This is a genomic window from Sphingomonas sp. (genome assembly GCF_042096255.1).
Taxonomy (GTDB): Bacteria; Pseudomonadota; Alphaproteobacteria; order Sphingomonadales; family Sphingomonadaceae; genus Sphingomonas.
This window is the reverse complement of record NZ_JBELLZ010000015.1, coordinates 27,492-52,888: the sequence shown is the minus strand read 5'-3', so window position 1 is coordinate 52,888 and position 25,397 is coordinate 27,492. Positions and strand designations below refer to the sequence as shown.

The following is a 25,397-nucleotide window of genomic DNA, read 5'->3' as shown; positions in this document are numbered from 1 at the left end:
TTGCCGATCGCCGCCGCCGCCACCGCCTTGCGCGGGATCGGCCGCCCCTCGCTCATGCCGCGCCTGTCAGGTCGAACCGGCGGATGCCCTTCGTCGCCGCCTCGTCCAGCGCCTCGGGATAGCCCGCATCGGCGTAGCGCATCACTCCCAGCGCGGTATCGTTGGTCAGCGACAGTTCCAGCCGCTCGTCGGCCTCCGGCGATCCGTCGGCGATGATCGTCACCCCCGCGCTGGTCATGAATCCGGCATAGCCGCCCCCACCCGAATGGATGGCCACCAGATCGGCCTGGGAGCTTGCCATCGCCAGCGCGTCGAGCAGCGGCCAGTCGGCGATTGCGTCGGAGCCGTCGCGCATCCGCTCGGTCATGATCGTGGGATGCGCCATCGCCCCCGCGTCCAGGTGATCGCGGGTAAACGCCACCGGCCCGGTCAGCAGGCGGTCGCGCACCATCCGGTTCACCGCCAGCGCCAGCCGCGTGCGCTCGCCATGCCCCAGCCACGCGATCCGCGCGGGCAGGCCCTCCACCGGCACATGTTCGCGCGCCAGTGCGATCCAGCGCGCGATGATGGGATTGTCCGCGAAAGCCTCCAGCAGATAGGCGTCGATCCGCGCGATATCGTCGCGCTCACCGGTCAGCGCGATCCAGCGGAACGGGCCGATCCCCCGGCTGAACAACGGGCGCAGGTAGGCCTCGGTGAAGATCGGGATGTCGAAGGCATCGGCCACGCCGCCCGCCTGCGCCTGGCTGCGGATCAGGTTGCCATTGTCGAACACCACCGATCCAGCGCGCTGGAAATCCAGCATCGCCTGCACCTGCGCCGCGATGCTGCGCTGCCCGGCGGCGATCAGCCCGGTGGGGTCGCCCCGTTTCACCCGCGCGCTTTCCGGCGTCTCGCCGATCGGAATATAGCCATAGACCAGGTCGTGCGCGGAGGTCTGATCGGTCACCACATCCGGCACGATCCCGCGCGCACGGATCTGCGGATACACCTCGGCGGCATTGGCGCACAGGCCGATCGAGACCGCGCGCCGTTGCAACCGCGCCTCCTCCGCCATCTCCAGCGCCTCGTCCAGGTCGCGCGCGACCATATCGAGCAGTCCGACCTGCTGCCGTCGGGCTATCCGGCTTGCGTCCACCTCGACGCACAGGATCGTGGCGCCCGCCATCCGCCCCGCAAGCGGCTGCGCGCCGCCCATGCCGCCCAGCCCGGCGGTCAGCACCAGCCGGCCGGAGAGGTCGCCCTCGAAATGCCGCTCTGCGATCCGCATCAGGATCTCGTAGGTGCCCTGGATCACCCCCTGCGAGCCGATATACTGCCAGTCCCCCGCGGTCAGCCCGCCCCAGCAGATCAGCCCCGCCCGCTCCAGCGCGTAGAAGTGCTCCGCCGTCGCCCAGCGGCCCACCATGTTGCAATTGGCCATGATGACCACCGGCGCGCGCCCATGGGTGCGTAGCACACCAATCGGCTTGCCGGATTGGACGACAAGCGTCTCGTCATCTTCCAGCACCTTCAGCGCCGCGACGATCGCATCGTGCGAGGGCCAGTCGCGCGCCGCTTTGCCCAGCGCGGCATAGACCACCAACTGCTCGGACGCCTCGCCCACCGCCAGCACGTTCTCCAGCAGGCGCAGCAGCCCCTCCTGCCGCCAGCCCCTGCAGCGCAGGTCGTTGCCTGAGGGGACGGGGAAGGTGCGCGTCACGCCAGCGCCTCCGCCGCGATCGAGATGCCCAGCGCCTGCTCCACCACCGGATAGACACTGGGATCGCGCACCGAGGAACTGAGTGGTATGCGCGCCTTGGGGATATGGAACACCAGCACCTCCGCCCCCTCCTCGACATGACCGACGCTGACCGGCCGCCCCTCCGGATCCAGCGTGGTGATCACGTCCGGATAGGTGGCCAGGCGCACGTCCGCGCCGTCGTCCACCGCCATATATTCGTTCATCACGTGCAGCACCTTGCCGCCTGCGCCATCGTCCAGCCGGATGGTGCCGATGTCGAATGCCTGCGCGGTGTAGCGCACCTGCTTCTCCGCCACCCTGCCGCGCGCCAGGATGGTGCCGCCGGTGACCCCGCAGATCGCGTCCACCACGCCGCCCGGCGCCGCGCCCAGGATCGCCTCGCCCAGCGCCAGCGCCAGCGAGATGCCGCCCAGCGCTGCATGCTCGCGCACATATTCCGCGCGGATCGGGTTGCGGCAGCTGGCGATGAACCCGCCCGACTGGTCGGCTGCGGCGCGCAGAACGGGCGAGACGCGCGCGGTCGCACCGCGCGTCACCAGCTCGATGTACGCGCCAGAATCGCGATGCCCCCCCGCCGCGGTCTGGATCATCGGCTCGGAACTGCCCGCCAGCCCCAACGACCCCATGTCACCGGTAGGATGAGCGCGCACGTCGCCGACCGCGTCCACCACCGCCATCCCGAGCGTCACCGCCGGCAGCCAGCCGTTGAGCGTGCTGGACATGCCGTTCTGGCCCACGATCAGCCCCGCAAGCGGCATCCCCAGCGCCTCCTGCAGCAGCGCGACCGCGCGGACATAGTCTTCCCCGCGCATCTCCCACTGCGTGGTCCCCGCCGGCGCGCCAATCGCAGCGGCGGTGGCGATCCACGCGTCGTCGGAGAGTTCGTCGATGGAGATCAGTTCAGGCGAGCCGACCGCCATCGCGGCATTGCCGAGCATCCGGCCGTGATCGGCCCAGCCCCCGCCCCCGCAGGCGAACACCGATCCGCCGAGCACCGCGGCCTCGACATCGGCTGGGACCAGCCGGCGCCTCATTGGTAGAGGTTGATCCGCACCGGCTGGTCCAGCCGACCCCCATGCAGCGCCGCCATCTCGTCGAAGCGGCGGCGCACCTCCGCGCTCAACACCGCCTCCTCGGCATAATCGGTGTAGCGCATGTTCGCGATCGCCTGCCCGGCATAATCGTCGAAGCCCGCGAAGGCGCGCGGCTCGGCGAACACCCGCACCCGCTCGCTCGCGAACGCCGGGGTCGCATGGTCCGCCAACGCAGCGAGCGCGTCGGCACGCACCGCGGTTTCGTCGTGGTAGGGTGCCATCACATATTGAGCGGGGCCGTCGGCGATCGGCTCCACCACGCACAGCTGCCCGCCCGGCCTCAGCACCCGCCGCGCCTCGACGAGCGCCCTCGGCATCATCGCGCCGGGGACATGGTGGAGGGAAAACATGAACAATACGACATCTGCAATGCCATCCCCGACCGGCAAGGCATCGGCGCTGCCGACCTGGAGGCGATAGCTGCCCTCGCCGACGGCGATCTCGTCGGTGCCGGGTATGAACGGATCGAAGCCCAGCACGTGCGCGCCCCGCTCGGCCAGCGCCTGCGCCACCTGCCCCTCGCCGCAACCGATATCGATCACCTGCTTGCCGGAGACATCGCCGACGATCTCGAGCATCGCCTCGATCCGCGTCGCCCGGTCCAGTCCGCCATCCGCCGTCATCCGCCTGTCCCCATGGCTGCCCTTTGGGCTCAGCCTATGGAGGCGTGGCGCCCCCGCCAAGCATGCGGCGCTATCGCGGGGCGATCAGGGGCATCGGCAAAACCGCACGACGGGTCAGAGGATGCCAGGCAGGTCCAGCCCCTTCTCGCGCGCGCAGTCCAGCGCGATCGGGTAGCCGGCGTCGGCATGGCGCATCACGCCGGTGGCGGGATCGTTCCACAACACCCGCTCCAGCCGGCGCGCTGCCGCTTCGGTACCGTCGGCGACGATCACCATGCCTGAATGCTGCGAATAGCCCATGCCGACGCCGCCGCCGTGATGCAGCGAGACCCAGGTCGCGCCGCTGGCGGTGTTGAGCAGCGCGTTGAGCAACGGCCAGTCCGAGACCGCATCCGATTCGTCGCGCATCGCCTCGGTCTCGCGATTGGGGCTGGCGACCGATCCGCTGTCGAGATGGTCGCGCCCGATCACGATCGGCGCCTTCAGCTCCCCACGCGCGACCATCTCGTTGAAGGCCAGGCCCAGCCGGTGGCGATCACCCAGGCCCACCCAGCAGATCCGCGCCGGCAGGCTCTGGAAGCGGATCCGCTCGCGCGCCATGTCCAGCCAGCGGTGGAGGTGCGCATCGTCGGGCAGCAGTTCCTTCACCTTGGCATCGGTGCGGTAGATGTCCTCTGGATCGCCCGACAGCGCCGCCCAGCGGAACGGACCGATGCCGCGGCAGAACAGCGGGCGGATGTACGCGGGGACGAAGCCCGGGAAGGCGAAAGCATCGGCCACCCCCTCGTTCTTGGCGACTTGGCGAATGTTGTTGCCGTAATCGACCGTGGGCACCCCGGCCGCCTGGAAATCCAGCATCGCGCGGACGTGCACCGCCATCGATTCCTTGGCAGCGGCGGCGACCGCCTGCGGATCGCGCTCGCGCCGCTCCACCCATTCCGCCACGCTCCAGCCGGCGGGGAGATAGCCGTTGACCGGATCGTGCGCGGAGGTCTGGTCGGTCAGCAGGTCCGGCCGGATGCCGCGCGCGAACATCTCGGGCAGCAGTTCGGCAGCATTGCCCAGCAGACCGACGGATACCGGCGCGCTGGCACGCTCGATGATCGCCAGTGCCTCCTCGATCGTACTGGCCTGATGATCGAGGTATCCGGTGCGCAGCCGCATCTCGATCCGGCTCGGCTGGCATTCGATCGCCAGGCACGAGGCGCCGGCCATCACTGCCGCCAGCGGCTGCGCGCCGCCCATCCCGCCCAACCCCGCGGTCAGCAGCCAGCGCCCGGAAAGGTCGCCGCCGTAATGCTGGCGGCCCATCTCGACGAAGGTCTCGTAGGTGCCCTGCACGATCCCCTGCGTGCCGATGTAGATCCAGCTGCCCGCGGTCATCTGGCCGTACATCGCCAGCCCCTTGCGATCGAGCTCGGCGAAATGCTCCCACGTCGCCCATTGCGGCACCAGGTTCGAGTTGGCGATCAGTACGCGCGGCGCATCCGGATGCGTGCGGAACACGCCGACGGGCTTGCCGGACTGGACCAGCAGCGTCTCGTCCTCGCCCAGCCGGCGCAACGTCTCGACGATCCGGTCGTAGCTTTCCCAGTCGCGCGCCGCGCGGCCGATCCCGCCATAGACGACAAGCTCCTCGGGCCGCTCCGCAACATCGGGGTGCAGATTGTTCATCAGCATCCGCAGCGGCGCCTCGGTCAGCCAGCTCCGCGCCGAAAGCACCGTCCCGGTCGCCGGCCGAATATCGCGGCTGTTGTCGAGGCGTGTCATGCAGGCTCCTGAGATTGTTGGCGTTATCGCCCTTTGAACACTCGGGCGTGGAGGGGGTTGGCGCCGATCCGATAGACCAGCTCGGCCGGGCGCTCGACGTCCCAGATCGCGAGGTCGCAGCTCAGGCCCGGCGCGAGCATGCCCGCCTCGCGCGAAAGGCCGAGCGCGGTGCCGGCGTGGCGCGTCACACCCAGCAGGCATTCCTCCACCGTCATCCGGAACAGCGTCGCCGCCATGTTCATCGTCAGCAGCAGCGAGGTGAGTGGGGAGGTGCCGGGGTTGCAATCGGTGGCCAGCGCGATCGGCACGCCGGCCGCGCGCAGACCTGCGATCGGCGGCAGCTTCGTCTCACGCGTGAAGTAGTAGGCGCCGGGAAGCAGGGTCGCGATCGTTCCCGCGGCCGCCATGGCGGCGATGCCGTCCTCGTCGAGATATTCGAGATGATCGGCCGACAGCGCCCCCGCCTGGGCGGCCAGCCGCGCGCCGTGCAGGTTGGAGAGCTGTTCGGCATGCAGCTTCACTGGCAACCCCAGCCGTCGCGCCGCCGCGAAGACACGCGCAGTCTGGCCGGTCGTGAAGCCGATCCCCTCGCAGAAGGCATCCACCGCATCGATCAGGCCCGCAGCGGCAGCGGCCGGCAGCATCTCGTCGCAGACCAGATCGACATAGCCGTCCGCATCGCCGGCATATTCGGGCGGCAGGGCATGCGCGCCGAGGAAGGTGGTCGCGATCCGCACCGGCCGCGTGTCGCCCAGCGCCCGCGCGGCGCGCAGCATCCGCATCTCCGATTCGACGGAAAGACCGTAGCCGGACTTCACCTCCACCGTGGTCGCGCCCTCGGCGATTAGCGCATCGAGGCGGGGCAGCGCGCTGGAGATCAGCGCCGCCTCGCTCGCCGCGCGCGTGGCGGTAACGGTTGAGGCAATCCCGCCGCCGGCCCGGGCGATCTCCTCATAGGATGCACCCGCCAGCCGCAGCTCGAACTCGTGGGCGCGATCGCCGGCATGGACCAGATGGGTGTGGCAATCGATCAAGCCGGGCGTGATCCAGCGCCCGTCGCACGCGATCACCTCGGCTGCTTCGAACCGAGGTGCGTCGGCCGCGGGACCGGCATGGACGATCCGGCCGCCCGTCGCCGCGATCACGCCATCCTCGACCAAACCGAGCCCGTCGCCCGCCATGGTCGCAAGCCGCGCGTCCTTCCAGAGCCGATCGCATTGCATGCCGCAGCCTCCAGGTACCGAACATTGCACCGAAGCCCGCTTATGTATAGACATTATTGCGGGAGACCTGAGATGGCCGACGCACATGCCGCCTTCCACGCTCGTGAAGCCCTGCTGCCCGAAGGCTGGGCCAGCGACGTGCGGATCGAGGTCGCGGACGGCCGCATCGCCCGTATCGAGACCGGTTCCGACCCGAGGCGGGAAGACGAGCGCCTCGCTATCCTGTTGCCGGGCATGCCCAACCTGCACAGCCACGCGTTCCAGCGGGGCATGGCGGGGCTGGCCGAGACGCGCGGACGGAGCGACGACGATTTCTGGGGTTGGCGTGAGATAATGTACCGCTTTGTCGGGCGCCTCACCCCCGATCATCTCCATGCCATCGCCGCGCTGGCCTATATGGAGATGCTGGAGGCCGGCTTCACCCGTGTCGGCGAGTTCCATTACCTCCACCATGACCGCGACGGCAACGCCTTCGGCGATCCGGCCGAGATGAGCGCCGCGATCGTTGCAGCGGCGGCCGATACCGGCATCGCTCTCACCCATCTGCCGGTCTTCTATGCGCACGCCGGCTTCGGCGGCACCCCGCCGGGCGAGGGGCAACGTCGCTTCGTCCATGATCTGGACGGCTTCGCGAGGCTGCTCGATCGGCTGCCCGATGTGCTCGCCACCCTGCCCGATGCGGTACTCGGCATCGCCCCGCACAGCCTTCGCGCAGTGACGCCGGACGAACTCGCCGCCCTCGTGCCGATGGCCGAGGGCCCGATCCACATCCATATCGCCGAACAAATGCGCGAGGTGGCGGATTGCCTGGCATGGTCCGGCCGGCGCCCGGTCGAATGGCTGCTCGCGACCATGCCTGTCGACCGCCGCTGGTGCTTCGTCCACGCCACCCACATGACCGGCGCGGAGACCGCCGAAATGGCAGCGCGCGGCGTTGTCGCCGGCCTGTGCCCGATCACCGAGGCGAACCTGGGGGACGGCCTGTTCCCCGCGATCGATTTCCTCGTGGCGGGAGGATGCTGGGGGATCGGCTCGGATTCGAATGTCCTGATCAACATGGCGGAGGAACTGCGCCTGTTCGAATATGGCCAGCGCCTGATGACCCGATCGCGCACAATGCTGGCTCCGCCAGGCGCCTCGTGTGGCGCATCCCTGTACCGCGGTGCGCTTGTCGGTGGCGCGCAGGCTTTGGGCGCGCCGGCCGGGCTCGCGATCGACGCCCCCGCGGATTTTGTGACGCTCGATCGCGATCACCCCGCACTCGCCGCGCGCTCGGGCGACGCGCTGCTCGACGGTCTCGTCTTCGCGGCGCGGCAGGGTGCGATCGACAGCATATGGCGCCGGGGCCGACGCGTCGTCGCGGACGGCCGGCACTTCGATCGCGCCTGCATCGTCAACCGTTATCGCCGGACGCTGGCCGAGATCGTCGAATGAAGCCCGCCCCGCTCCACGATCGCATCCGCCGTGACGTCGAGGCACGGATCATGTCCGGCGCATGGGAGGCCGGCCGCCGCCTGCCCACCGAACAGGCGCTGATGGCCGAATATGCCTGCTCGCGCATGACGGTGAACAAGGCGCTTTCCGCGCTGGTCGGCTTTGGCATGATCGAGCGGCGGCGACGCGCGGGCAGCTTCGTTGCGGCGCCAACGGTACATCGCGCGGTGGTTGAGATTCCTGATGTCGCCGCTGAGATCGAGTCGCGCGGGAATTCACACGGGCTAGACCTGCTCCGCCATGTCGAGCGCGAAGCAACTGCGGACGATTGCAGACGCCTTTTGATTGCCGGCGGGCCAGTGCTGGACCTCGCCTGCCTGCACCGCGCGGGCCTGCGGCCGTTTGCGCTGGAACGACGGCTGATCAACTTGACCCTCGTTCCGGCGGCGCGCACCGTGAACTTCGCGCGGGAAAGCCCCGGCCGCTGGCTGCTGGAACACGTGCCTTGGACGGACGCGACGCACCGCATCTCGGCGACGATCGCGGGGCCAGACGCCGCCCTGCTCGGCGTGGCCGCGGAGGCGCCGTGCCTGACGATCGAACGCTGGACGTGGCGCACGCGCGAACGGCTGACCTACGTTCGCCAAACTTATTCGGGGGATCACGCGCTTTTGTCGGTCGGTTGACGGGCATGGCCGGTCCTGTCGAACGACTGTCGAACGACTGCGACCATTTGCTAGCCGATGTTTAGTCCCTGCATCTGGTGGATCGGGTTGATGATGAACCGGTCTGGCTCTGACGCCCAGACTCTGGCGATGTATTCGTAGGGTGTGAGGCCGCTGAGCGTCTTGAGCCGGCGGGCGACGTTATAGGCGGCCATGAAGTCGGCGAGGTGCGGCCGAAGCTGGTCGTGGCTCTCTTAGTGGAAGCGTTTGACCGTGGCTTCCTTGATGGTGCGGTTCATCCGCTCGACCTGGCCGTTGGTCCACGGATGTTTCGGTTTGCTGAGCCGGTGCTCGATGTCGTTCGCCTCACAGATCATGTCGAAGCGCATCTGGCGCGATCAGGCGATGTTGCGGTTGCGAGGCTGCTCGGCAAATTGGATGCCGTAGCACGTTGGGAAGCGCTGGCTCGCCCGCTATGGCCGGTCAGCCGGTATCTAAAGTGAGGTTGTCGAGACAACACTTTGGAGGCCGACCGACCATGACCAAGCTCACCTCTACGCCCGCCGGCGCCGTGCTGGTAGCCATCGAAATGTCCAAGAACCGGCAGGAGGTCCGCATCGAGCGACCGGAAGGCGGCCGGCGCCGGCGGATGACCGTCATGGCGACCAGACAGGACTATGAGGGCTTTGCCGAGCAACTCGCTGGGATCGGGCGCCCCATTATCGTCGGGTTCGAGGCGACGGGTAATTACCATCGCACGCTGGCGCACCGATTGCTGACGGCGGGGATCTATGCCTTCGCCCGTGGCACAACGCCCGCCAATGTGCGTAGTCTAGTCGGCGGGAAAATGAATGAGCCGCTCATCGAGCGGAACTGGCCCGCCATCCTGCGCGTCATAGCAACGATCGCGGCAGGTATCGTCGCCCCCAGCCAGATTCTGCGCAAGTTGGCCTGTTATCCTCGCCAGACGGAGTTCGCCCTACCCCTTCGGGAAGTTGGCCGGGTTGAACGAACCTTGTCCTTAATCGACTGGATTCTCGACGCGGGTTGCAACGCCAGGTCCAGAACGGTCTCAATGAAGGTGAAGCCCACCATGCCCTGAAGCGCGTCATCAGCTTCCATCAGCGTGGTGAAATCCGGGGCCGATCAGGCGAAGGCCAGCATTATCGCATGGCCGGCATGAACTAGCTGGCCGCCATCATCATCTTCTGGAACACGATGAAGCTCGGATATGTCGTCAGCAGCCTGGCCGCTGACGGCGCTGTCGTCCCGCCCGATCTCCTCGCCCATGTCTCGCCGCTGGGATGGAAGCAGACTAACCTGACCGGCGAATGTCGTTGGCCAAAATCCTTAACCGAGAATTTCGCCCCCTCCCGCAAACGCCCCCTTTCTATCCGCTGCGGAATGTGGCTTTTCTAATCAGCGGGAACACGATGTCTGAGAGAGAGCCCCCTATCGATCGTCTGCGCGCGATCATGGCACGGCTGCGCGGTCCGGACGGCTGTGAATGGGATCGAGCACAGAGCTTCGCCTCCATCGCACCCTACACGATTGAGGAAGCCTATGAAGTCGCCGACGCTTGCGCGCGTGGCGACATAGCCGACCTCAAGGACGAACTCGGCGACCTGCTGCTCCAGGTGATCTTCCACAGCCGTATGGCCGAGGAAGCCGGTGCCTTCGCCTTTGACGATGTTGCCACCGCGATCGCCGACAAGATGGAGCGCCGCCACCCCCACATCTTCGGCGACACCATGGAGGGTGGCCATCACTTGTGGGAGCAGATCAAGGCCGAGGAGCGCGCCGCCAAAGCGGATGCGAGCGCCCTCGCCGGGGTCGCGCTCGGCCTGCCCGCGCTGCTGCGCGCCGAGAAGCTCCAGAAGCGCGCAGCCCGCGTCGGCTTCGACTGGCCCGATGCAAGCGGCCCACGGGCCAAGATCGACGAGGAGTTGCGGGAAGTTGAGGATGCTTCCTCAGACATGCTTGAGGAAGAGATCGGCGACCTGCTGTTCTCGGTGGTGAACTGGGCGCGGCACAAAGGCGTCGATTCCGAGGCGGCGCTGCGGGTGGCCAACGACAAGTTCGAGCGACGCTTTCGTGCCATGGAGGCGGCCGATCCGCGCTTCGCCAACCTGTCGCTGGACGAGAAGGAGGCTCTCTGGCGCGCAGCCAAGGCGCATGCCGTGGCCGAGTCCGGATGATCACCACGCTCGCCGTATCGGGCTATCGCTCGCTGCGCGACATCGCCCTCTCGCTTGGCCGGCTCACCATTATCTCGGGCGCCAACGGCAGCGGCAAGTCGAGCCTCTACCGCTCGCTTCGACTGCTAGCGGAGGCGGCACAGGGACGCATGATCGCGTCGCTAGCAGCCGAAGGCGGGCTTGCCTCGACTTTATGGGCCGGGCCGGAAGCGCTCAGCGCACGGATGCGATCCGGAGCAGTGCCGATCCAGGGCACGCAGCGCACGGGCCCGGTCGCGCTGCGGCTCGGCTTCGCCAGCGATGACTACGGCTATGCGGTCGATCTCGGCCTGCCGATTCCGTCCGGCTCCCGCTTCGCCCATGATCCGGAGTTCAAGGTGGAGGCTGCCTGGATCGGTGATCGACCGACCCGCGGATCGCTGATCGCGGAGCGTCGCGGCCCTTTGGTCCGGCTGCGCCGCCGGGAAGACGGCGCGTGGCAGGAATTGCTGCGCACGCTCGCCGGAACCGATAGCATGATGACGCATGCGGCCGGCTCAGCCGACGGTTTCGAGCTCGCCCAGTTGCGTGACCGCATCCGCGGCTGGCGCTTCTACGATGACCTGCGCGCAGATCGAGCGGCGCCCGCCCGGCGACCGCAGGTGGGCACCTTCACCCCTTCCCTCGCCGACGACGGCAGCGACCTTGCCGCAGCGGTGCAGACGATCGTGGAGATCGGCGACGCCGAAGCGCTGGACGAAACGATTGCCGACGCCTTCCCGGGCGCAGGCCTGAGCGTGGCCGACCCGTTCGAGTTGCGGATGCACCAGCATGGCCTGCTGCGCCCGCTGCGTGCCGCCGAACTCTCCGAAGGAACGCTACGCTATATCCTGCTTGCCGCTGCGCTGCTGACTCCCCGTCCGCCCGAGCTGATGGTGCTCAATGAGCCCGAAGCGGGGCTGCACGTCGATCTGATCGCGCCGCTCGGGCGCCTGTTGTGCCGAGCCGTGCGAGACGCACAGATCGTGGTGATCTCGCACTCGGAGGGCCTGATCGATGCACTGGAGGGCCAAGAGGAAGCACGCCACATCCGATTGACCAAGGACCACGGCGAAACGTGTGTCCCACCGGAAAGCCGAACGGATTGGACGTGGCCCAAACGCTGAGCGCCGCTACCTCGGCAGGGCGCCCAGCACCCCGCCCATCGGCATACCCTTCGCACCGGTCGCCATGTCCCCGCGGGCGAGCGCATCGGCGGCGTCCTTCAGGCCGCCCAGCGCCGCGGTGTAGAGCGTGGCGCCGAGGCTGATCCGCGCCACGCCCGCCTCAGCCAGTGCGTCCAGCGGCAGCGCCGGGCTGGCGAGCACGTTGACCGGGCGCGGCGCCACCGCGGCAACCACCGCACAAACGGAGTCAATGTCGCGCAGCCCGGGCGCGTAGAGCACGTCGGCACCTGCCTCGGCAAAAGCGACCAGCCGCGCGATCGCCTCGTCGACCCCGCCGCGACCGTGGAGCAGCAGATCGGTGCGCCCGGTGAGCAGGATACGATCCTGCGCCGCCTTGGCTGCGGCGCGCACCCGGGTGACCGCATGGTCCAACCCGTGGATCGGATCGGCCGCATCCGCGGTCGTGTCCTCGATGCCGAGCCCCGCCAGCCCGCCCGCGATCGCCGCCTCGACGGTGGCGACACAATCCTCGGGGGTCGCGCCGAACCCGTCTTCCAGGTCTCCGTTCACCGGCAAGCCTGACGCCGTGCCGATCAGCGCGCCGTTCGCGATCGCCTCCGCACGGGTGACAGCGCGAACGCCATCCTGTCGACCGAGCGCCCAGGCGATCGCCGCGGAGGATGTGCCCAACGCTTCGAACCCGGCTTGCTTCAGCACGATCGCGGACGCCGCATCCCAGGCGTTGGGCATGATGAACGGGCGGCGTTCCTCGTGCAGCGTGCGGAAACGTCGATATGCCTCGGCCTGGTTCATGTCAGCCTCCGTCCCGAAACCTCGATAGGAGGGTTCACCATCGCGGGGCCGGAGTCCAGTCAGTCGCGCGTCGCGAAGCGTTCGTAGTCCTTCGGTGCCATCCGTACCTCGTACACCGCGCGTGCGCCCTCGATCGCATGGTCCAGCACCTCGCCATGCTGGTGCAGCCAGGCCGCGCCGGCGCCATTGCCCGCGTCCAGCGTGATCGTGTAGCGCTGATGTCCCTCGGTCAGCCGGCCGGCGACGGTGGCAATCAGATTGTCCACCCCTTCTCCACTCAGCGCCGACAGCGCCATGACGTCCTCGCGCCGTGCCGCCTCGGCGAGCAGATCGTCGCGTACCTCGCCGCTTAACAGGTCGAGCTTGTTCCACGCCTCGATCACCGGCGTCCCCTCGCCCACGCCGATGTCGGCGAGGACCTGCTCGACATCGGCCTTCTGCGCGGCGCTGTCGGGATGTGCGACATCGCGGACGTGGATCAGCAGGTCGGCGGAGACCACCTCCTCCAGCGTCGCCTTGAACGCGGCGACCAGCTGTGTCGGCAATTCGGAGACGAAGCCCACCGTGTCGGAGAGAATTGCCTTGTCAATTCCTGGAAGGCTGATCTGGCGCAACGTCGGGTCGAGCGTGGCGAACAGCAGGTCCTCGGCCATCACCGTCGCGCCGGTCAGCCGGTTGAACAGCGTCGACTTGCCCGCATTGGTGTAGCCGACCAGCGCGATCACCGGCCATGGTGCGCGCTGGCGGCGTTCGCGGTGGAGGCCGCGGGTACGCGTGACCTGATCGAGTTCGCGCCTGAGCCGCGCCATGCGGTCGCGGATCAGCCGGCGGTCGGCCTCGATCTGGGTTTCGCCTGGGCCGCCGAGAAAGCCGAAGCCGCCGCGCTGGCGTTCCAAGTGGGTCCAGGAGCGAACCAGCCGGCCGGCCTGATAGTCGAGGTGGGCGAGCTCGACCTGTAGCCGCCCTTCGGCGGTGGCGGCGCGCTCGCCGAAGATCTCCAGAATCAGCCCGGTGCGGTCGATCACCTTGGCTTCCAGCGCAGTCTCCAGATTGCGCTGCTGGATCGGGGTGAGCGCCGCGTCGAACACGAACAGCCCCGCCTCGTCCATCCGGCCGAGCGTGGCGAGTTCCTCGACCTGACCCGATCCGATCAGCGTCGCGGCGCGCGGAGCGCGGACGCGGACGGCGCGGCGGCCGACCACCTCGACGCCGATCGCGGCCGCCAGCCCGGCGGTCTCCTCCAGCCGCGCATCGGGATCGCGCGAGGAGCCGCCGAGATCGGGATAGACCACGATCGCGCGGGCACCCCGGGCGAACTCCTCCTTATCGCGGTCGAAGCCCCCGCTCGCGCCGGAGATGCTCAATCTTCGTCCGTTCCCGCCTGTTCGGCGGCAAGGTCGAGCGGCCGCGCCGGCTGCACCGTGGACACCGCGTGCTTGTACACCAGCTGGCTGGCGCCGTCGCGGTGGAGCAGCATGCAAAACAGGTCGAAGGCGAGGATGTGGCCCTGAAGCATGACGCCGTTGACCAGGAACATCGTCACCATGTCGTCGGACTTGCGCACCGCATTCAGGAAGATGTCCTGGAGCAGCGGCTGCTTCTTGGACGCCTCGGCCGGCATGGCGTTGGAAATGGCGGCGAGATCGATCTGGCCATTTGGCATGATCGTGGAGATCGCGTGCTTGTAGATCAGCTGGCTCTGGCCATCGCGGCGGAGCAGCACGCTGAAGTTGTCGAACCAGGTGACGATGCCCTGGAGCTTCACGCCCTTGACAAGGAACATGGTGACGGGGGTCTTGCCCTTGCGCAGGGCGTTCAGGAACAGGTCCTGGAGGGAGGTCTGCTTGTCGGCCACCTTGGGTGTCCTTTTACTGGCGGGACCGTAGCCCGCAGGTTGCGCCGTTTCCCGGCGTCGGAGAGCACGCTCGAAGCGCCGGGCGGAGGTAGGCCCTCGCGCGGCGGGCGTCTAGTCGTCGCGCGTTTCGGTGATGCCGAGCAGCTTGAGCTTCCGGTGCAGCGCGGACCGCTCCATTCCGATGAAGCTGGCGGTACGGCTGATGTTGCCGGAGAAGCGACGGATCTGGACGCGCAGGTATTCGCGCTCGAACGTCTCGCGCGCCTCGCGTAGCGGCGCCCCCATGATCGCGGTCGCGCCCGCGCCCATGTCCTGATCACCCAGCACCTCGGGCGGCAGCAGGTCGAGGTCGATGCGTCCGATCCGGTCGCCGGGGGCGAGGATGATGGTGCGCTCCACTACGTTGCGCAGTTGGCGGACGTTGCCGGGCCAGTCATAGGATTGCAGCGCCACCATCGCGTCTGGGGCAACCTCCGGCGTCGGTACGCGGCGCTCGCTGGCGTAATGGGCGATGAAATGATCGACCAGTGCGGGGATGTCCTCGCGCCGCTCGGCCAGGGCGGGGATCATGACCGGCACGACGTTCAGCCGGTAGTAGAGGTCCTCGCGGAACCGCCCTTCCGCAATCTCCTCGCGCAGGTCGCGCGAGGTGCCGGAAACGACACGCACGTCGACCTTCACCACGCGGGTGCCGCCGACGCGGGTGAAGCTCTGGTCGGTCAGCACGCGCAGGATCCGCGCCTGGGTGGCGACCGGCATGTCGGCAATCTCGTCGAGGAACAGGGTGCCGCCATGCGCCTGCTCGAGCAGGCCGGTACGGACGAGGTCCCCCCCCTCCTCTACCCCGAACAGTTCCTCCTCAACCCGGTCGGGCGTCATCCGCGCGGCGCTGACGATCACGAACGGCAGCGCCGCCCGCTGCGACCAGGTGTGGAGCAGGCGCGCTGCCACCTCCTTGCCAACCCCGGCCGGCCCGGTGATCAGCACGCGGCTGCCGGTGCCCGCCACGCGCTTCAGGGTCGCGCGCACGCCGTTGATCGCGCCCGAGCTGCCGGTGAGGTCGGTGTCGCGGCCGACGGTAGCGCGCAGCGAGGCGACCTCCTGGCGCAGCCGCTCGGTCTCGGTGGCGCGCTCGACCATGAACAGCAGCCGCTCGGCCTGGAACGGCTTCTCGATGAAGTCCGAGGCGCCCTTTCGAATCGCCGCCACGGCGGTGTCGAGGCTGCCGTGCCCGGAGATCACCAGCACCGGGATTGAGGGATCGCGCCGCTTGATCTCGTCGAGCAGCGACAGGCCGTCGAGCCGTGAGCCCTGGAGCCACACGTCGAGCAGCACCAGGCTGGGCCGCCGAGCGGCGATCGCCTCCAGCGTCGCATCGCTGTCGGCCGCGGCGCGGGTTTCATAGCCCTCGTCCTCCAGCACGCCGGCGACGAGTTCGCGGATGTCGGCTTCGTCGTCGACGACGAGAATGTCGAGCGCCATGTCAGGTCCGTGTCCGGGTAAGCGCGGCGAGACGGTCGCCACCGATGTCTTCGGGTTCGCCGGCGCCATCGAGGGCGGCGAGCATGTGCGTGTCGAATGTCATGGTCACGATCGTTCCGCCCCCTTCCCGGTCGGAAAAGCCGATGGTGCCGGCATGTTCCTCGACAATCTTCTTGACGATGGCGAGGCCCAGTCCGGTGCCGCGCGCGCGCGTCGTCATATAGGGTTCGACGATGCGGTCGCGCTCCACCGGCAGGCCTACGCCGTCGTCCTCGACGCAGATGATGACGCGGCCGGGCGCCTCCTCCAGCGTCATGGTGACCTGGCCATCGCGGCCCGTTGCCTCAATGGCTTCCACCGCATTCTTGACGATGTTGGTGAGCGCCTGGCCGATCTGTCGGCGATCGCACACCAGAGTGGGCGGGGGATCACCGTGGACGAGGTGGAACGAGACGCCGGGATGCGCCACCTCGTGGAGGAACATCGTCTGCCGGGCGACATCGAGCAGCTGCTCCTCGCGGAACATCGGCTTTGGCATGCGCGCAAAGGAGGAGAATTCGTCCACCATGCGTCGCAGGTCGCCGACTTGGCGCACGATGGTGGCGGTGAGTTGCTCGAACACCCCGTCGCCCGGTTCGACTTTCTTGCCGTAGCGACGCTGAAGCCGCTCGGCGGCGAGCTGGATCGGGGTGAGCGGGTTCTTGATTTCGTGTGCGATCCGGCGGGCGACGTCGGACCAGGCGGCGCGGCGCTGGTCGAGCAGTTGCTGGGTGATGTCGTCGAAGGTCAGCACCGGCGCTGCGCCGTCGCGGGTCAGGCGGACCGCAAGGGTCTTGGCCTCGCCCGCCACCGTCATCTGCACAATAGCCTCGCGCGCGCCGCCGGCGACGATCACGTCGAGCTCGGGCGAGATCTCCGCCAGCGGCCGGTCAATCGGGTCGTCGGAGAGGCCCAGCAGCATTTTGGCGGAGCTGTTGATCAGGCGGATGCGCCGGTCCTCCGCCAGCGAGATCACCCCCGCCGAGACGCCCGACATCACCGCCTCGATCAGCGCGCGGCGTTGATCGGCCTGCGCGTTGGCGGTGACCAGCTCGGTATTCTGCGCCTGGAGCCGCTCGGTCATGCGATTGAAGGCGTTGGCGAGGGTACCGACCTCGTCTCGCTCCGGCGTCTCGGGCACGCGCGCGGCAAGGTCCCCGCCCGCCACCCGCCGCGCGGCGCCGACCAGATCGCCCACCGGCCGCACCAGGCGATCCGCCACCGCCAACGCGATCCACACCGCCACGCCGACGATCAGTAGCGACACCAGCAGCAGCGCGGCATTGAACTGGAGCTGGAGCGAGCGGGCGCGTGACAGCAAGGCGCGGTAGTTGGCGAAGGCCGCCTCGGCACGCTCGGTCTGGGAGGTCATTTGCTTCGGATCCGTGACCCGCGCGGCGTAGAGGAACATCCGGTCCGAGCCGGGCAGCTTGGTGACCGTCTGGATCCTGTCTCCGGTCACGGTCACCACGCTACGCTGCCCGCCGCGCAGCCGGGAGAGCGTCTGCGGGGAGACCTGACGGGCAAAATCGACGCCATACGGATTCACGAACGCCAGCGTCTGGAAGCCGACCCGCGGCGAGATCGCGAACAGCGTCGATTCGGACAGGCTGCGGTAATAGGTCTGCTGGAGCAGATATGGTCCAAGTTCCTCGACCGGACGCTCGGAGAGTTCGCTGGCGACATCCTGCGCCATCGTCACCGTCGCCTCTTCCCAGCGCTGGAGCATGAGATTGTAGGAGTTGCGGGTGAGCACGGTGGCGTTCTCGAACACCGCGCGCGCGCGGTCCGAATACCAGAATTGCACGCCGTACTGGAACAGCAGCGAGGCGAAGATGGTGACCAGCAGCACCGGCACCGCCGCCACGGTCGAGAAGATAGCCACCAAGCGGACGTGCAGCCGCCCCTCCCCGCCCAACGGCGAACGCGCGGCACGGCGATGCGCGATGCGGCGCCCCAGCAGAACCATCAGCCCGATGCCTGGCAGCAGATTGGCCACCAGCAGCAGCGCGACGAGTTCGGGCGCGAGCAAGCCCGACGCTCCGCGCGCCGCGATCACGGCATAACTGGTCAGCGCCACCACCGCAGCGAGCCCGAGAACGGCGAACTCCATCAGCGGGGTGACGGTGAAGCGTCGCGCTTGCGCGAGGGGCGATGCGCCGCCGGTCATCAGATCCTTGCTACACGAGAAAGTGTTGCATGGAAAACACAGAATGGCGGCGAAACCGTGGCGCTCGCAACTAACTCAGCCAGCGGGATCGATCCCCAGCACATCCAGGCGCTTGCGCAGGGTGTTGCGGTTGAGCCCCATCGCCCGCGCAGCGCGCAGCTGGTTGCCGCCATGCCGTCGCAGCATGGCCTCGATCAGCGGGCGCTCCACTTCGGCGATCACGCGATCGTAAAGGGAGCCGTCGTCAAGCGCGCGAGGATCCTCGCGGGCGAAGCGCTCGATCCGCGCGCGGATCGCCGCATCGATCGCCACGTCGGGCGTGTCGCTCAGTCGCGGGGCGCTGCCCAAACCGTCGCGGATCTCGGTCGCACCGATCACGGCATCGCGCGACAAGGCGGCGCATCGCCGCATCATGTTCTGGAGTTCGCGAACGTTGCCGGGCCAATCGTGCGCCTCCAGCAGGTCGATCGCCTCGTCATGCAGCGCCTTGTGGGGCAGGCCGTCCTCGGCGGCGCGGTCGAGAAAGTGGCGCGCGAGCATGGCAATGTCCTGCCGCCGTTCGCGCAGGGCAGGCAGCACGATCGGCACGACGTTCAGCCGATAGTAGAGATCCTCGCGGAAAGTGCCGCTCGCCACTGCCTGCTGGAGGTCACGGTTGGTGGCGGCAACGATCCTGACGTCGGCGCGGATCGCGCGCGCGCCGCCGACGGTATTGAACTCGCCCGACTGGAGGACGCGGAGCAGCCGCGTCTGCGCCTCCACGGGCATGTCGCCGATCTCGTCCAGGAAAAGGGTGCCGCCGGCCGCCTGCTCGAACCGTCCGGCGGTGCGCGCGGCGGCGCCGGTGAAGGCGCCGCGCTCATGCCCGAACAGTTCCGCCTCGATCAGCTCGCGTGGGATCGCCGCCATGTTGATCGCGACGAACGGCGCAAGGCGGCGGCGGCCGAGATCGTGGATCGCGCGGGCGACCAGTTCCTTCCCCGTCCCTGATTCGCCCGAGACCAAAACGGTGAGGTCGTTGGAGACGACGCGAGCGATGATTCGATACACCTCCTGCATTGCCGGCGATCGGCCGATCAGGGGCAGCCGCTCCTCCTCCTCACTCGCCTCCACGCACACCGTCGCCGAGCGCGCCAGCACCGCGCGCACCGCATCGGTCAATACGTCCAGATCGAAGGGTTTGGGCAAATATTCATAGGCGCCCACCTCCGTCGCGCGGACCGCGGTGGCGAGCGTGTTGCGCGCGGACAGAACGATAATCGCCGGCGGACCATCTTCAGCGGCGAGCTCGGCCGCATGCTCGATCCCGTCGCCATCGGGCAGGACGACATCGGTGATCAGTACGTCCGGCCGCCGCTTCGCCAGTTCCCGACGCAGCTCGGCCAGGCTGGCGGCGGTGCGCACCGCATAGCCCGCACGCTTCAGCGACTGGCCGACTACGGTACGGATCGCCGCATCGTCGTCGACGACCAGGATGTCAGCGCTCACTGGACCGCCCGCGGCAGCAGGATACGAAACACCGTCTGATGCGGCTCGCCCTCGCGCGAATATTGCACGATGCCGCCCATATCGCGCACCAATTTGTCGACCAAGGCCAGGCCGAGCCCCTTTCCTTCCGGGCGGCTGGAGACGAACGGATCGAACAGGTGTTCGGCGATGTCCTCTGGTGCGCCGGGGCCGCTATCGATCACGCAGATCTCGATCGGAAGGGGCACCCTGCCTCCCCCATGGGCCGCACGCGCGGACATGCCGTGTCGATAAGCGGTGGCGAGCGTGATCCTGCGCTCACCGCGGTCGCCCAGCACTGCCGCCGCATTCTTGAGGAGGTTGATCATCACCTGGAGCAGGGCGTCGCGGTTCGCCAGCGCAGGCGGCAGCGACGGATCGAACCGCTCCTCGAAGAGGATGCCGCGTGCGAACCCGGCGCGGGCGACCTCGCGCGCGTGGGCGAGCAAGGGATAGATGTTCAGCGGCTCCAGCGCGAGGGCGCGGGTATCGGTGAAATCCTCCATCCGATCGATCAGCGCCGCGACGCGATCGACCTCGCTCATGATCAACGCGGTGAGTTCTCCCGCTTCGGCGCCATCGGCGATCAGCTGCGCCGCGCCGCGAATGCCGGAGAGCGGGTTCTTGATCTCGTGCGCCAGCATCGCGGCCGCGCCCACCGCCGAGCGCGCCGCCGCCGCCCGCTCCGCGGTAACGCCCAGCCGGCGCGACGCGGCGGCGTGATGGAGGGTGACGGTGCGCCAGCCAGGATGGTCCACCACCGCCGCTTCGATCAGGTCGACACGCAGGCGGGCGCGGTGCACCTCTATCTCCACGTCGAACGCAGCAAAGGTCCGCTCCTCACGCCGTGCCCCGGCGAGCGGAGGCAGCAGCAGCGCGACGCTCTGTCCCACCATCTGCCGCTCGGATAGATTGAGCATCTGCTCGCATTCGGCATTGGCCTGCGCCACCCGGCCGTCGGGGTCGACCAGCAGCACCGCGACCGGCAGCTGGGCGAGCAGTTCGGCGGCGGGCGGAGCCGCACGCGCCAGCATCACGCCGCCGCGCTCAGCCGATAGGGCGCGTAGAACTCGGCCAGCATGCGCTTGACCACTTCGGCATCAGGCTCCTGGTTCACCTTGTTGCGGAACTCGGCCGAGCCGGTAAGCCCCTTGGTGTACCAGCCGATGTGCTTGCGGGCCATGTTGACGCCCGTGATGGTGCCATAATGGCTGAGCATCGCCTCGTAATGCTCTGCGATGACGTGATATTGCTCGTCGAGCGAAGGGTTGGGCACGTCGCGGCCCTCGCCCAGCCGCGCCATCACCTGGCCGAGCAGCCACGGCCGGCCGTAGGCGCCGCGGCCGATCATCACCCCGTCCGCGCCCGACTGTTCGAGCGCGGTCTCGGCATCCTCGGGCGAGCAGATGTCGCCATTGACCAGCACCGGCACGGTCACCGCCTCCTTGACGCGGCGGACGAAGCTCCAGTCGGCGCTGCCCTTGTACATCTGGTTGCGGGTGCGGCCGTGGACCGTGACCATCCGGCAGCCGAGGTCCTCGGCGATGCGGGCGAGCTCGGGCGCGTTGAGGCTGTCGTGACACCAGCCCATCCGCATCTTCACGGTGACGGGTGCGGTGACCGCCTTGCTCACGCCCTCGATGATCGCAGTGGCGAGCTTGAGGTCGCGCATCAGCGCCGAGCCCGCGTCGCCGTTGGTCACCTTGCGGACCGGACAGCCCATGTTGATGTCGATGATCGCGGCGCCGCGGTCCTCCGCCAGCCGCGCCGCCTCACCCATCTCGTAAGGCGTGCAGCCGACCAACTGCATCGAGACGGGCTCCTCCGAGAGATGCCACGCCGCCTTCTGGATCGACTGGCGCGTCTCACGGATCGCCGCCTGACTGGCGATCATCTCGGTGACGTTGAGGCCCGAGCCGTAGCGGCGGACAAGCGTGCGGAAGGGCATGTCGGTGACGCCGGTCATAGGCGCCAGCACGACGGGCGTGTCGATCCGGACGGAACCGATCTGGATGGGGGTGAGCTGGGACATGTGCCTGAAAAACGGGCAGCGTTTACCCGAGCGACCCTGATGGCGCAAGGCTGGCGCTGCGAGGCGGGCTGCGCTAGCGGGCGGCGCGTGACCCGCACCGCCGCCATCATCGTCGCTGCCGGCCGCGGCGAGCGCTGCGGCGGCGACGTGCCCAAGCAATTCGCTCCTCTAGGTGGACGGCCAATGCTCGACTGGAGCATCGCCGCCTTCACCGGGCACCCGGCCATCGACGAGGTGCTGGTGGTGATCGCGCCGGGCCAAGAGGATCATGTCGCGGGACACCGTTTCGTTTACGGTGGAGCCGAGCGGCGCGACTCGGTTGCGGCCGGGCTCGCGGCGCTAGACGGTTGCGACCGCGTGCTGGTTCACGACGCCGCACGGCCGTTCGTGTCGGCGGCGGTGATCGACCGGTTGCTTGAGACGCTCGACGCCCACGAGGGCGCAGTACCGGCGGTTCAAGTCGCTGACACACTGGTGCGTTGGACCGGGCAGATGGGCGACACGGTGCCTCGCGCTGACCTTTTCCGCGTACAGACTCCACAGGCATTCGTGTACGATGCGTTGGTTGCCGCTCACCGCGCGTGGCCAGCTGGCGTGGAGGCGACCGACGACGCGCAGATGGTACGAGACACTGGTCACGAGGTGGCGCTCGTGCTTGGGGAGGCCATGCTTGAGAAGGTGACCTTCCCCGAGGATTTTGCACGCGCCGAGGCGATGCTGGCGTGGGAGACGCGCTCGGCGAGCGGGTTCGACGTCCACCGGCTCGTCGATGGCGAGGAGTTGTGGCTCGGCGGCGTCCTTGTCCCGCACACGCAGGGGCTGAGCGGCCACAGTGACGCGGACGTGGCCCTCCACGCGATCACCGATGCGGTGCTTGGCACGATCGCGGCCGGGGACATCGGCCAGCACTTCCCGCCCAGCGACCCGCAATGGCGCGGCGCAGCCTCCGATCAGTTCCTCCGTCACGCCATCGGTCTCGTGCAGGCGGCTGGCGGGCAGCTCACCTTCGTGGACGTGACCCTGATCTGCGAGGCGCCCAAGATCGGACCGTATCGCGAGGCGATCCGAGCGCGCATCGCCGACATCTGCGGGCTCGACGCGTCGCGGGTGAGCGTCAAGGCGACCACCACCGAGCGGCTCGGCTTCACCGGCCGTGGCGAAGGCATCGCCGCGCAGGCGACCGCCACCGTGCGGGTATCGGGGTGGCGGCCGTGAAGCGCCTCCTCCCCATCGCCCTGTCCCTCGCGCTGGCGACGCCCGCCACCGCCGCGCCGCCCTGCCTCACCGCACGCGAGGCCGAATCGATCGCGCTGGTCGCGATGCCGGAGATCGTCCGGGTCACCGGCACGATCTGCGCCAACCGGCTGCCCGCCAACAGCCTGATCCGCCGCGGCAACGGCCCGTTCCTCGCCAAATACCAGGCCGCCGCCGATCGCGCCTGGCCCGATGCGCGGATGGCGGTGGCCAAGCTGAGCGACCCGTCGGTCACCCTGCTGCTCGCTTCCGACTTTGCGCGGCCGGTGCTCGTCTCGATGCTCGTCCCACTGCTGGTCGGCCGGATCAACACCGCGGATTGCCCGACGATCGACCGGCTGACCACGCTGCTCGAGCCGCTGCCACCGCGCAACACCGCGGGTATCGTCGTCACCACGCTCCAGTTCCTGCGCGCCGAGAAGGCGAAGGGCAGTCGCGCAGTGGCGGGCGTTCCCGACCTGCCGGTGTGCGCGCGATGAGCAATCTTCCCACCCCCCTGGTCGAGGCCGCGCGCAAGGCGATCGAGGCGAACCGCGCCGCCGGCCGCCGCATCGCCGTAGCGGAAAGCTGCACCGGCGGGCTGGTCAGCGCCGCGCTGACCGAGATCGCCGGCTGTTCGGACGTGTTCGAGGGCGGCTTCGTCACCTATTCGAACGAGGCGAAGCAGGCGATGCTCGCCGTCTCGGACAATGTGCTGGAGACGTTCGGCGCGGTATCGATCGCCACCGCCTGGGCGATGGCGCAGGGGGCGATCGAGCGGTCCGAGGCGGATGTCGCGGTGGCGATCACCGGCATCGCCGGACCGGGCGGCGGATCGGAGAAGAAGCCGGTCGGCACCGTCGTGTTCGCGCGAGCCGAGCGTAGCGGCGATCCGAAAGACGTGATCGCCGACAAGCGGGAGTTCGGCGACCTCGGCCGCAGCGAAGTGCGGCTTCAGGCGGCGCTGTGCGCGCTCGAACTGCTGTTGCCCTCGCCCGCGCCGTAGAGCGCCTTTGCCCGATCCTCGAACGCGCCGATCATCCGGCGCAGCGCCATGCCGAACACCTGGCCGGCGAGCATTTCGAACACCCGGTTCTTGAACTGGAAATCGACCGCAAAATCCACCAGGCACCCGTCCCCGTCCGGCCGGAACCGCCAGTCGTTGCGCAGATATTTGAGCGGCCCCTCGATATAGTCGACGTGGATCTCACTCGGCCGCATCTTGGCGACCCGCGAGGTAAAGGTCTCGCGCAGCCCCTTGAAGCCGACGATCATGTCCGCCAGCGTCTCCTCGGTCCCGTCCTTGCGCACGCGCATCGCGCTGACCCAGGGCAGGAACTCGGGATAGCGCCGCACGTCGGCGACCAGATCGAACATCTGCTCGGCCGTGTACGGCATGCGGCGCGTCTCGGAATGCTTGGGCATCAGCCTGCGCGGGCAGCGAGCTTCGCGTTGCGGGCTTCGCGCAGTTTCGCGAAATCGTCGCCGGCATGGTAGCTCGACCGGGTCAGCGGCGAGCTCGCCACCAGCAGGAATCCCTTGGCGCGAGCGATCGCGGCATAAGCGTCGAACGCCTTGGGCGTGACGAAATCGGCGACCTTGGCGTGCCGCGGCGTCGGCTGGAGATACTGGCCCATGGTCAGGAAATCGATGTCGGCCGAGCGCATGTCGTCCATCACCTGGTGGACCTCCAGCCGCTCCTCGCCCAGCCCAAGCATGATGCCGGACTTGGTGAAGATCGACGGATCGTGGCGCTTCACCTGCTCCAACAGTCGCAGCGAGGCGTAATAGCGCGCACCCGGACGGATCGTCGGGTAAAGCCGCGGCACCGTTTCCAGATTGTGGTTGTACACGTCCGGCCGCGCGGTGACGATCGCTTCCACCGCGCGCTCGTGCTTGTTGCGGAAGTCGGGCGTCAGGATCTCGATCGTGGTCTTGGGCGTATTGCGGCGCAGCGCCTCGATCACCTTGACGAACTGGCTGGCACCGCCGTCGGGCAGGTCGTCGCGGTCGACCGAGGTGATCACGATATGCTCCAACCCCAGTTCCGCCGCCGCGACAGCGACATGCTCGGGCTCCAGCGGATCGACCGGGCGCGGCATGCCGGTCTTGACGTTGCAGAAGGCGCAGGCACGCGTGCAGGTGTCGCCGAGGATCATCACGGTGGCGTGCTTCTTGGTCCAGCATTCGCCGATGTTCGGGCAGGCCGCCTCCTCGCACACCGTCGCGAGGCCCAGCCGCCGCATTAGCCCGCGCGTCTCGGCGACGCCATGGCCGGTCGGCGCCTTCACCCGGATCCAGTCCGGCTTGCGGGGGCGGGGTGCAACCGGCAGCGGGGTCATCTCGTTCATGGCGGCGAGATAGGCCGGAG

At 68.4% G+C, this 25,397-nt stretch carries 21 protein-coding genes and 4 pseudogenes; 9 read left to right on the top strand and 16 right to left on the bottom strand.

Annotation, left to right across the window (positions count from 1 at the left end; all coding sequences use genetic code 11):
* Nucleotides 1-52 precede the first annotated feature (52 nt).
* The 5 genes from ACFDTH_RS05035 to hutI form a co-directional block, all read right to left on the bottom strand.
* On the bottom strand, nt 53-1,702 hold the full coding sequence (locus ACFDTH_RS05035) for a urocanate hydratase (protein WP_375286411.1): 1,650 nt from the start codon (nt 1,700-1,702) through the stop codon (nt 53-55).
* Nucleotides 1,699-2,778 (bottom strand): DUF917 domain-containing protein, encoded by a 1,080-nt coding sequence (locus ACFDTH_RS05030; protein ID WP_375286410.1) that lies wholly within the window; start codon nt 2,776-2,778, stop codon nt 1,699-1,701. The genes ACFDTH_RS05035 and ACFDTH_RS05030 overlap by 4 nt, the downstream gene beginning before the upstream one ends.
* Complete coding sequence (locus ACFDTH_RS05025; RefSeq protein ID WP_375286409.1) at nt 2,775-3,461, bottom strand: class I SAM-dependent methyltransferase; 687 nt, start codon at nt 3,459-3,461, stop codon at nt 2,775-2,777. Before ACFDTH_RS05025 ends, ACFDTH_RS05030 begins: the two co-directional genes overlap by 4 nt.
* Before the next feature lie 114 nt (nt 3,462-3,575).
* Complete coding sequence (gene hutU / locus ACFDTH_RS05020) at nt 3,576-5,231, bottom strand: urocanate hydratase (RefSeq protein ID WP_375286408.1); 1,656 nt, start codon at nt 5,229-5,231, stop codon at nt 3,576-3,578.
* 23 nt (nt 5,232-5,254) lie between these two features.
* Nucleotides 5,255-6,454, bottom strand: coding sequence for an imidazolonepropionase (gene hutI / locus ACFDTH_RS05015; RefSeq protein WP_375286407.1), 1,200 nt, complete (start codon nt 6,452-6,454; stop codon nt 5,255-5,257).
* A gap of 72 nt (nt 6,455-6,526) precedes the next feature.
* Between hutI and ACFDTH_RS05010 the strand changes: the two genes are divergently transcribed.
* A complete protein-coding gene (locus ACFDTH_RS05010) occupies nt 6,527-7,888 on the top strand; it encodes a formimidoylglutamate deiminase (RefSeq protein ID WP_375286406.1) in 1,362 nt (453 codons plus the stop codon).
* Nucleotides 7,885-8,574 (top strand): UTRA domain-containing protein, encoded by a 690-nt coding sequence (locus ACFDTH_RS05005; RefSeq protein WP_375286405.1) that lies wholly within the window; start codon nt 7,885-7,887, stop codon nt 8,572-8,574. Before ACFDTH_RS05010 ends, ACFDTH_RS05005 begins: the two co-directional genes overlap by 4 nt.
* A gap of 50 nt (nt 8,575-8,624) precedes the next feature.
* Here the strand turns inward: ACFDTH_RS05005 and ACFDTH_RS05000 are convergent.
* Nucleotides 8,625-8,936, bottom strand: a pseudogene (locus tag ACFDTH_RS05000) (integrase core domain-containing protein); the annotation flags it as partial.
* Between the two features lie 155 nt (nt 8,937-9,091).
* Between ACFDTH_RS05000 and ACFDTH_RS04995 the strand changes: the two are divergent.
* From ACFDTH_RS04995 to ACFDTH_RS04980, 4 genes and pseudogenes are all read left to right on the top strand, one after another.
* Nucleotides 9,092-9,340: pseudogene (locus ACFDTH_RS04995) on the top strand (IS110 family transposase); the annotation flags it as partial.
* A gap of 27 nt (nt 9,341-9,367) precedes the next feature.
* Nucleotides 9,368-9,900 (top strand): annotated as a pseudogene (locus tag ACFDTH_RS04990) (Tn3 family transposase); the annotation flags it as partial.
* A gap of 86 nt (nt 9,901-9,986) precedes the next feature.
* Nucleotides 9,987-10,751 carry a nucleoside triphosphate pyrophosphohydrolase gene (gene mazG / locus ACFDTH_RS04985; RefSeq protein ID WP_375286414.1) on the top strand — a complete coding sequence of 255 codons (765 nt, stop codon included), beginning with the start codon at nt 9,987-9,989 and terminating at the stop codon, nt 10,749-10,751.
* Complete coding sequence (locus tag ACFDTH_RS04980; protein ID WP_375286404.1) at nt 10,748-11,896, top strand: AAA family ATPase; 1,149 nt, start codon at nt 10,748-10,750, stop codon at nt 11,894-11,896. The genes mazG and ACFDTH_RS04980 overlap by 4 nt, the downstream gene beginning before the upstream one ends.
* Before the next feature lie 6 nt (nt 11,897-11,902).
* On the opposite strand, the gene ACFDTH_RS04975 is transcribed toward ACFDTH_RS04980, so the two are convergent.
* From ACFDTH_RS04975 to dusB, 8 genes and pseudogenes are all read right to left on the bottom strand, one after another.
* Nucleotides 11,903-12,709, bottom strand: a complete 807-nt coding sequence (locus ACFDTH_RS04975) for an isocitrate lyase/phosphoenolpyruvate mutase family protein (RefSeq protein ID WP_375286403.1) — start codon at nt 12,707-12,709, stop codon at nt 11,903-11,905.
* A 59-nt stretch (nt 12,710-12,768) separates the two neighbouring features.
* Entirely contained in the window at nt 12,769-14,073 is a 1,305-nt protein-coding gene (gene hflX, locus ACFDTH_RS04970; protein WP_375286402.1) for a GTPase HflX, read from the bottom strand.
* Nucleotides 14,070-14,633, bottom strand: a pseudogene (gene hfq / locus ACFDTH_RS04965) (RNA chaperone Hfq); the annotation flags it as partial. The pseudogene hfq and the gene hflX, both read right to left, overlap by 4 nt.
* A gap of 42 nt (nt 14,634-14,675) precedes the next feature.
* On the bottom strand, nt 14,676-16,046 hold the full coding sequence (locus ACFDTH_RS04960) for a sigma-54-dependent transcriptional regulator (protein WP_375286401.1): 1,371 nt from the start codon (nt 16,044-16,046) through the stop codon (nt 14,676-14,678).
* A 1-nt stretch (nt 16,047) separates the two neighbouring features.
* A complete protein-coding gene (locus ACFDTH_RS04955) occupies nt 16,048-18,255 on the bottom strand; it encodes an ATP-binding protein (RefSeq protein WP_375286400.1) in 2,208 nt (735 codons plus the stop codon).
* 75 nt (nt 18,256-18,330) lie between these two features.
* Nucleotides 18,331-19,743, bottom strand: coding sequence for a nitrogen regulation protein NR(I) (ntrC, locus tag ACFDTH_RS04950; protein WP_375286399.1), 1,413 nt, complete (start codon nt 19,741-19,743; stop codon nt 18,331-18,333).
* Nucleotides 19,740-20,795 (bottom strand): nitrogen regulation protein NR(II), encoded by a 1,056-nt coding sequence (locus tag ACFDTH_RS04945; protein WP_375286398.1) that lies wholly within the window; start codon nt 20,793-20,795, stop codon nt 19,740-19,742. The genes ntrC and ACFDTH_RS04945 overlap by 4 nt, the downstream gene beginning before the upstream one ends.
* A complete protein-coding gene (gene dusB / locus ACFDTH_RS04940) occupies nt 20,795-21,793 on the bottom strand; it encodes a tRNA dihydrouridine synthase DusB (protein ID WP_375286397.1) in 999 nt (332 codons plus the stop codon). Before dusB ends, ACFDTH_RS04945 begins: the two co-directional genes overlap by 1 nt.
* Before the next feature lie 87 nt (nt 21,794-21,880).
* Between dusB and ACFDTH_RS04935 the strand changes: the two genes are divergently transcribed.
* Genes ACFDTH_RS04935 through ACFDTH_RS04925 form a run of 3 tightly spaced genes read left to right on the top strand, consistent with a single transcriptional unit; the run spans nt 21,881 to nt 24,032 of the window.
* Complete coding sequence (locus tag ACFDTH_RS04935) at nt 21,881-23,008, top strand: bifunctional 2-C-methyl-D-erythritol 4-phosphate cytidylyltransferase/2-C-methyl-D-erythritol 2,4-cyclodiphosphate synthase (RefSeq protein WP_375286396.1); 1,128 nt, start codon at nt 21,881-21,883, stop codon at nt 23,006-23,008.
* Nucleotides 23,005-23,526, top strand: coding sequence for a hypothetical protein (locus ACFDTH_RS04930; protein ID WP_375286395.1), 522 nt, complete (start codon nt 23,005-23,007; stop codon nt 23,524-23,526). Before ACFDTH_RS04935 ends, ACFDTH_RS04930 begins: the two co-directional genes overlap by 4 nt.
* Nucleotides 23,523-24,032, top strand: a complete 510-nt coding sequence (locus ACFDTH_RS04925; RefSeq protein ID WP_375286394.1) for a CinA family protein — start codon at nt 23,523-23,525, stop codon at nt 24,030-24,032. The genes ACFDTH_RS04930 and ACFDTH_RS04925 overlap by 4 nt, the downstream gene beginning before the upstream one ends.
* Here ACFDTH_RS04925 and ACFDTH_RS04920 read toward each other — a convergent pair.
* On the bottom strand, nt 23,981-24,451 hold the full coding sequence (locus ACFDTH_RS04920; protein WP_375286393.1) for a type II toxin-antitoxin system RatA family toxin: 471 nt from the start codon (nt 24,449-24,451) through the stop codon (nt 23,981-23,983). The two genes, ACFDTH_RS04925 and ACFDTH_RS04920, sit on opposite strands and share 52 nt — an antisense overlap.
* Nucleotides 24,451-25,377 carry a lipoyl synthase gene (gene lipA, locus ACFDTH_RS04915; RefSeq protein ID WP_375286392.1) on the bottom strand — a complete coding sequence of 309 codons (927 nt, stop codon included), beginning with the start codon at nt 25,375-25,377 and terminating at the stop codon, nt 24,451-24,453. Before lipA ends, ACFDTH_RS04920 begins: the two co-directional genes overlap by 1 nt.
* Between the last annotated feature and the right edge of the window lie 20 nt (nt 25,378-25,397).